This window comes from Halomonas sp. (assembly GCF_031581305.1).
GTDB lineage: Bacteria > Pseudomonadota > Gammaproteobacteria > Pseudomonadales > Halomonadaceae > Halomonas.
The window spans coordinates 25,939-32,865 of record NZ_JAVLBC010000009.1; the positions used below are offsets into that span (position 1 = coordinate 25,939).

The window sequence follows — 6,927 nt, forward strand, 5'->3', positions numbered from 1 at the left end:
GCACCGGGTATCGTCACCGGTTCAGTCATTGTGGGGCCGCCAAGGCGGCCTGAAGCAAGGAGGTCGAACGTGAAGATAGGCGCACCAAAGGAGAGTGCCCGGGGGGAAGCGCGTGTCGCGCTGACGCCCGAGAGCGCCAAGCAGATCCAGAAACTGGGACATGAGTGCCTGATCGAGGCTGGGGCCGGGGTCGCCGCGGGCTTCAACGATGATGCCTATCGCGAGGCCGGGGTCACCGTGATCGACGGGGCCGAGTCGCTCTGGACCGAGGCGGAGGTGGTCATCAAGGTCCGCGAACCCTCCGAGGAAGAGGCTCGCCGGCTGCGCGAGGGGCAGACCCTGATCGCCTTCTTCTGGCCGGCCCAGAACGAGGACATGCTCGAGCTCTGCAAGGCCCAGGGAGCCACCGTCGTCGCCATGGACATGGTGCCGCGTATCTCTCGGGCGCAGAAGATGGATGCGCTCTCATCCATGGCCAACATCGCCGGCTACCGGGCGGTGATCGAGGCGGGCAATAACTTCGGGCGCTTCTTCACCGGCCAGGTAACTGCCGCGGGCAAGGTGCCGCCGGCCAAGGTGTTGGTAATCGGTGCTGGCGTGGCGGGTCTTTCCGCCATCGGCACCGCCACCAGCCTGGGGGCCGTGGTGCGTGCCTTCGACGTGCGCCCCGAGGTGGCCGAGCAGATCGAGTCCATGGGCGCCGAGTTCCTGTTCCTCGACTTCGACGAGAGCCAGGACGGTTCCGAGAGCGGCGGCTATGCCGCGCCTTCCAGCCCCGAGTTCCGCGAGAAGCAGCTCGAATGCTTTCGCGAGCAGGCGCCGGACGTCGACATCGTCATCACCACGGCGCTGATCCCCGGCAAGCCGGCGCCCAAGCTGTGGCTGGAGGATATGGTCGAGGCCATGAAGCCCGGCTCGGTGATCGTCGACCTGGCGGCCGAGAAAGGCGGCAACTGCGACCTGACCAAGCCCGACGAGAAGGTGGTGACCGACAACGGTGTGACGGTCGTCGGCTACACCGACTTCCCTTCGCGCATGGCCACCCAGGCTTCGCTGCTCTATTCCACCAATATCCGCCACATGCTCACCGACCTCACGCCCGAGAAGGACGGGAAGGTCGTGCATGACATGGAGGATGATGTCATCCGCGGGGCCACGGTGACTCACGCGGGCGAGGTCACTTTCCCGCCGCCGCCGCCCAAGGTGAAGGCCATCGCCGCGGCCAAGCCCAAGCCCAAGGAGAAGGAGCCGACGCCCGAGGAGAAGAAGGCCGCCGAACTCGCCACCTTCAAGGCGCAGACCAAGCGCCAGGTGACCCTGCTCGCCGTGGGCGGCGCGCTGATGCTGCTGCTTGGCCAGGTGGCCCCGGCCTCCTTCATGCAGCACTTCATCGTCTTTGTGCTGGCCTGTTTCATCGGCTTCCAGGTGATCTGGGGCGTCAGCCATTCGCTGCACACGCCACTGATGGCGGTGACCAACGCGATCTCCGGCATCATCATCCTCGGGGCGATCCTGCAGATCGGCTCCGGCAGCGTCGTTGTCGGCGTGCTCGCGGCGATCTCGGTGCTGATCGCGTCCATCAATATCGTGGGTGGCTTCCTGGTGACACGCCGGATGCTGGCCATGTTCCAGAAATCCTGAGCGGCGGAGACACGACATGTTGGGTCAAGGATTCGTATCTGCCGCGGCGATCGCGGCAAGTGTATTGTTCATCCTCTCGCTGGGGGGGTTGAGCAACCAGGAGAAGGCCAAGCGGGCCGTCTGGTACGGCATCGTCGGCATGGCCGTGGCGGTGTTCTTCACCGCCTTCGGGCCGGGCATCGGCGGCTACTGGTGGATGATCCCGATGATGCTCATCGGGGCGGGTGTCGGCGTCTACGTGGCCGGCAAGGTCGACATGACCGAGATGCCGCAGCTGGTGGCGGCACTGCACAGCTTCGTCGGCCTGGCCGCGGTCTTCGTGGCCTGGAGCGCGGACCTGGAGCGGCGCCGGGTGATGGCCGTTCAGGCCGTGGAAGGGGCCACCGAGCAGTTCTCGGCCTTTGCCGCCCTGGTGGCCACCAAGGCACCGGACGAGCTGATGTTCCTGCAGGTCGAGGTGGTGCTGGGCATCTTCATTGGCGCGGTGACCTTCACCGGCTCGGTGATCGCCTTCGGCAAGCTGGCCGGCAAGGTCGACGGCAAGCCCAAGCAGCTGCCCGGCGGGCACATGCTCAATGCCGGGGCGGCGGCGCTGTCGCTGCTGCTGGCCATCCTCTACCTCAACGGGGCCGGCTTCTGGACCCTGCTGGTGCTGGCGGCGCTGGCCTTCTTCATCGGCTATCACCTGATCATGGGCATCGGCGGCGCCGACATGCCGGTGGTGGTGTCGATGCTCAACAGCTATTCCGGCTGGGCCGCGGCGGCCATCGGCTTCACGCTCTCCAACGACCTGCTGATCGTCACCGGCGCCCTGGTGGGCTCTTCCGGTGCCATCCTGTCGTACATCATGTGCAAGGCGATGAACCGCAACTTCATCAACGTCATCCTCGGCGGCTTCGGTGGCAGCCAGGGGCCGGCGGCGGAGATCGAGGGCGAGCAGGTGTCCATCGACGCCGGCGGCGTGGCCAGTGCCCTCAACGATGCCGACAGCGTGATCATCGTGCCGGGCTACGGCATGGCGGTGGCCCAGGCCCAGAACGCGGTCAGCGAGCTGACGCGCAAGCTGCGCGCCGCCGGCAAGGAGGTGCGCTTCGGCATCCACCCGGTGGCGGGTCGCCTGCCGGGGCACATGAACGTGCTGCTGGCCGAGGCCAAGGTGCCCTACGACATCGTGCTGGAGATGGACGAGATCAATGACGACTTCCCCAGCACCGACGTGGTGATCGTCATCGGCTCCAACGACATCGTCAACCCGGCCGCCCAGGAGGACCCCAACAGCCCCATCGCCGGCATGCCGGTGCTCAAGGTCTGGGAGTCCAAGCAGGTCTTCGTCTGCAAGCGGGGCCAGGGTACCGGCTACTCCGGCATCGAGAACCCGCTGTTCTTCAAGGAGAACACGCGGATGTTCTACGGCGATGCCAGGTCGAGCATCGACTCGCTGCTGCACCTGATCGACTGATTCGGGCGCGCCCGGGCCGATTGCCGGCCCGGGCCTTCCTCTACTCTGATACGTCCCTCCGTGGGGCGTTTTTTCGTTACACTTCCCACGTCCATCCAACTTTCCGGGGCGACCATGTCAGACCAACCCATGCGCGTGGCGGTACTTGGTGGCGGCAGCTTCGGCACCGCCCTCGCCAGTATTGCCGCCGATAACGGGGCCGAGGTGCGCCAGTGGCTGCGTGACCCCGACCTGGCGGCGCAGATCACTCGCGAGCACCGTAACGGCCGCTACCTGCCGGACTTCATCATCAATGCCGCGGTGGTGGCCTCCACCGAGATGGCCGAGGTCCTCGAAGGCGCCGAGCTGGTGCTGGTGGCGATCCCCTCCAAGGCCTTCCGTGAGGTGGTGCGCCAGGCACGGCCCTTCCTGCACGAGGCGCAGATCCTTGTCAGCACCACCAAGGGCATCCAGGAGGAGGGCTTCAAGCTGATGAGCCAGATCCTCGAGGAGGAGACCGGCTTCCCGCATATCGGCGTGATCTCGGGACCGAACCTGGCCTCGGAGATCGCCGACAAGCAGCTCACCGCAACGGTGATCGCCAGCGACGACCCGGAGACCCGCACCCGCGTGCAGAGTGCACTGGGCTGCGACTACTTCCGGGTCTATGCCAGCAACGACCGCTATGGCGTGGAGCTTGGCGGGGCGCTGAAGAATATCTATGCCATCGCCGCCGGCATGGCGGCGGCACTGGGCACGGGCGAGAACACGCGTAGCATGCTGATGACCCGGGCGCTGGCCGAGATGAGCCGCTTCGCCGTCGACCAGGGGGCCAACCCCATGACCTTTCTGGGGCTGGCCGGGGTGGGCGATCTGATCGTCACCTGCTCCTCGGCGCTGTCCCGCAACTATCGGGTGGGCCAGGCCCTGGGCGAGGGCAAGAGCCTGAACGAGGCGGTCCAGGCGCTGGGTCAGGTCGCCGAAGGGGTCAATACCGTGCGCCTGGTGCGTGACAAGGCCCACGAGGATGGTGTTTACATGCCGCTGGCCGAGGGGCTCTACCAGGTGCTGTTCAAGGGCGTGCCGGCCCGCGATATGGCACGGCTGCTGATGCTTGGCGAGCAGAGCAGTGACGTGGAGTTCGTGCTGCCCCGCAAGGAGGTGCGGCAGGATCGGCGCGACGGGGGCGACCGCCATGGGTGAGCGGGTCTTGATCATGCGACATGGCGAGGCCGCCTCGGGCCGCCCTGACGCCGAGCGCGAGTTGACTCCTTGCGGAGAAGAGGAGGCGCGGTGCATGGGGCGCTGGCTTGCCACCCGCGACGACCTGGACCTCCAGCGCCTGCGCCTGCTGGCTAGTCCCTTTGTACGGGCTCAGCAGACGGCGGAGTGGATCGCCGAACCCCTGGGGCTCACGGTCGAGCCTCTGTCGATCATCACGCCCGACGATCCCTCCGAGGCCGTGGTGGAGTGGCTGCTCGGTGAGCCCGATGACCGGCCGCTGATGCTGGTCAGTCACATGCCGCTGATCGCCGCCCTCGTCGGCCTGCTGGTCGAAGGACGGGGTGATCGCGGTCCTGGCTTCCCTACTGGCGCCGTGGCCGAGCTTGATGCCGAGGTGTGGGCAGCGGGCTGTGCCCGTCTGCGTGGGTTCACCACTCCCGCCGAGCTTAGATCAGACCGGCGGCCCTGAGCCCGAAGGCCCCCAGGGTGATGGTCACACTGGCCATCAGCGTGGTCAGGGCGATGATAGTGGCAGTGAGTGCAGCATTGCCGCCCATCGCCTTGGCCATCACGAAGGCCGCGGCGGCGGTGGGGCTGGCGAAGAACAGATACATGATGCCCAACTCGCGTCCCTCGAAGCCGAGAAGCCAGGCGGCCCCGGTGGCCAGTGCCGGCAGGGTGACCATCTTCATCAGGCTGGCACTGATCGCCAGCCGGCCCGAGTCGCGGATCTCACCCAGCGAGAGGGTGGCGCCGATGCAGATCAGCGCCAACGGCAGGGTCAGTGAGGCGAAGTAGTCGCCGGAGGTCATCAACCAGCCGGGCAGGGGCAGCCCCACGGAGGCTACAGGCACGGCGGCGACGACGGCGAGGATCAGCGGGTTAGTGGCAATATGCTTGAGGATGCTGCGCCAGTCCGTGTGCTGACCCTCCTGGTAGCTGGCCAAGGCGATCACTGAGAAGACATTGTAGGTGAGGATCACCACCCCCAGCAGCAGGCCACCGGCGGACAGCCCGTCGTCGCCGTACATGCCGGCGGCAAGCGCCAGGCCGACGATGCCGCAGTTGCCGCGGAAGGCGCCCTGGACATAGACGCCGCGCTCCTCACGGGGCACGCGCAGGATCGCCCAGCCCCAGCTGAACAGGAAGCTGCCCAGGGTCGCCAGGGCGAAGAAGCCGAGTAGCGCCGGGTTCAGGGTGGCCGCCAGGTCGGCACGGATGATGCTGAGAAAGATCAGCGTCGGCAGGGTGGCCTTGAAGACCAGCATCGAGGCGGTGGCGACGAAGGCCCGGTCGATCCAGCCGGCACGCTTCAGGCCGAGGCCGATGAACACCATGGCGAAGACCGGCAGGGTGATCTCCAGAGTCTGCAGGAAGAGGGTGGAGAGCTCCATGGGGGGCCTGGCCTAGCGCGTCAGCCAGAAGCCGACGACGATGGCGGCCACCACGGTCACCAGGAACACGCGATTGCGGGTGCGGGTATCGCGGACGGGTTTGCGGGGGGCTTCCATGATGCGCTCCTGTCGATTGGCCTGTCGTCGCCGGGCGACTTGGCGGATCATGGTAATCCCGTTAGCCTGCTATCGCCACAAGGGCGCCGGCCGGGTGCCCACCAGCAGGAAGAGTTCATGAGAAGATCCGACCACGCCTCGCGCCTCCCCCTTGTCTTTGCCCACGCCAACGGCTTCCCGGGACAGAGTTACCGCAGCTTCCTGGCGCCGCTGGCCGAGCGCTTCGACCTGCACCCGCTGGATCGCCTGGGCCATCATCCCGACTTCCCCGTCGGGCACAATTGGCTGGCCCTGCGCGACGAACTGCTCGAGCACCTGGCCCGCTTCCCGGGCCCGGTGGTCGGCGTGGGCCACTCCATGGGCGGCGTGCTGATGGCCATGGTCGCTGAGCGCGCTCCCGAACGGTTCCGCTGCGTGGTGATGCTCGACCCGCCGCTGATGCTGGGCCTGGAAGCCTGGGCCATGAAGGTGGCCAAGCGCCTGGGCCTGGCCGACCGTGTGACGCCTGCCGGCAGAAGCCTCGGTCGTCGCGACAGCTGGCCCGACCGCCAGGCCATGATGCACTATCTGCGCCGCCGGGGGCTCTTCCGCCGCTTTACCGAGACCGCCCTTCACGACTACGTTGACGGCGGCACCCGCGAGCTGGATGACGGTAGCGTAGTGTTGCGCTATGACCCGGACATCGAGGTGCAGGTATTCCGTCACCTGCCGGACCACCTGGGCGACCTCCCTGGTCGGGTCAGGGTGCCCCTGGGGGTGCTGGCCGGTGCCGAGTCGGACCTGCTCACCTTGCGTCGACGTCGCCGTCTGGTGCAGCGGGGGGTGAGCGTGGCGGAAGTCCCGGGCGGGCACATGTTCCCCATGGAATTTCCCGACCCGACTCGCTCGACGACCTGCTGGAGCCGTCAGCATGAGTGAGCCCCGCTCCCTGAGGCTGGCCGGTGGCCGCCTGGCGGCGCTGGCCTGGGGCGATGACCAGGCCCCTACCTGGCTGGCGCTGCACGGCTGGCTGGACAATGCCGCCAGCTTCTCACGCCTGGCGCCCCGGCTGGTCGCCGCCCTGGGTATCCGGGTAGTGGCCATCGACTTTGCCGGCCAGGGCCTCTCCCGCCA

Annotated in this window: 7 protein-coding genes; 6 read left to right on the top strand and 1 reads right to left on the bottom strand. The window is 67.3% G+C overall.

Annotation, left to right across the window (positions count from 1 at the left end; genetic code table 11):
• The first annotated feature begins 69 nt into the window (after window positions 1-69).
• From RI841_RS01890 to RI841_RS01905, 4 genes are all read left to right on the top strand, one after another.
• Entirely contained in the window at window positions 70-1,641 is a 1,572-nt protein-coding gene (locus tag RI841_RS01890) for a Re/Si-specific NAD(P)(+) transhydrogenase subunit alpha (RefSeq protein ID WP_310703835.1), read from the top strand.
• A gap of 16 nt (window positions 1,642-1,657) precedes the next feature.
• A complete protein-coding gene (locus RI841_RS01895) occupies window positions 1,658-3,100 on the top strand; it encodes an NAD(P)(+) transhydrogenase (Re/Si-specific) subunit beta (RefSeq protein ID WP_310703837.1) in 1,443 nt (480 codons plus the stop codon).
• A 114-nt stretch (window positions 3,101-3,214) separates the two neighbouring features.
• Window positions 3,215-4,282, top strand: coding sequence for an NAD(P)H-dependent glycerol-3-phosphate dehydrogenase (locus tag RI841_RS01900; protein ID WP_310703838.1), 1,068 nt, complete (start codon window positions 3,215-3,217; stop codon window positions 4,280-4,282).
• 13 nt (window positions 4,283-4,295) lie between these two features.
• The gene (locus RI841_RS01905; protein WP_310703843.1) at window positions 4,296-4,772 is read left to right on the top strand and encodes a histidine phosphatase family protein; all 477 of its coding nucleotides are present in this window, start codon (window positions 4,296-4,298) and stop codon (window positions 4,770-4,772) included.
• Here RI841_RS01905 and RI841_RS01910 read toward each other — a convergent pair.
• Window positions 4,750-5,697, bottom strand: coding sequence for an AEC family transporter (locus RI841_RS01910; protein ID WP_310703839.1), 948 nt, complete (start codon window positions 5,695-5,697; stop codon window positions 4,750-4,752). The two genes, RI841_RS01905 and RI841_RS01910, sit on opposite strands and share 23 nt — an antisense overlap.
• A 234-nt stretch (window positions 5,698-5,931) precedes the next feature.
• Here RI841_RS01910 and RI841_RS01915 point away from each other — a divergent pair, with 234 nt between their 5' ends.
• Both RI841_RS01915 and RI841_RS01920 read left to right on the top strand, forming a co-directional pair.
• Entirely contained in the window at window positions 5,932-6,732 is an 801-nt protein-coding gene (locus RI841_RS01915; protein WP_310703840.1) for an alpha/beta hydrolase, read from the top strand.
• Window positions 6,725-6,927: alpha/beta fold hydrolase (locus RI841_RS01920; RefSeq protein ID WP_405000895.1), on the top strand; the 203-nt coding region annotated here is incomplete at its 3' end. The genes RI841_RS01915 and RI841_RS01920, both read left to right, overlap by 8 nt.

Coding starts and splice junctions, on each gene's coding strand:
- RI841_RS01900 (WP_310703838.1), top strand. CDS start 3,215: ATGTCAGACCAACCCATGCGCGTGGCGGTACTTGGTGGCGGCAGCTTC.
- RI841_RS01905 (WP_310703843.1), top strand. CDS start 4,296: ATGCGACATGGCGAGGCCGCCTCGGGCCGCCCTGACGCCGAGCGCGAG.
- RI841_RS01910 (WP_310703839.1), bottom strand. CDS start 5,697: ATGGAGCTCTCCACCCTCTTCCTGCAGACTCTGGAGATCACCCTGCCG.
- RI841_RS01895 (WP_310703837.1), top strand. CDS start 1,658: ATGTTGGGTCAAGGATTCGTATCTGCCGCGGCGATCGCGGCAAGTGTA.
- RI841_RS01915 (WP_310703840.1), top strand. CDS start 5,932: ATGAGAAGATCCGACCACGCCTCGCGCCTCCCCCTTGTCTTTGCCCAC.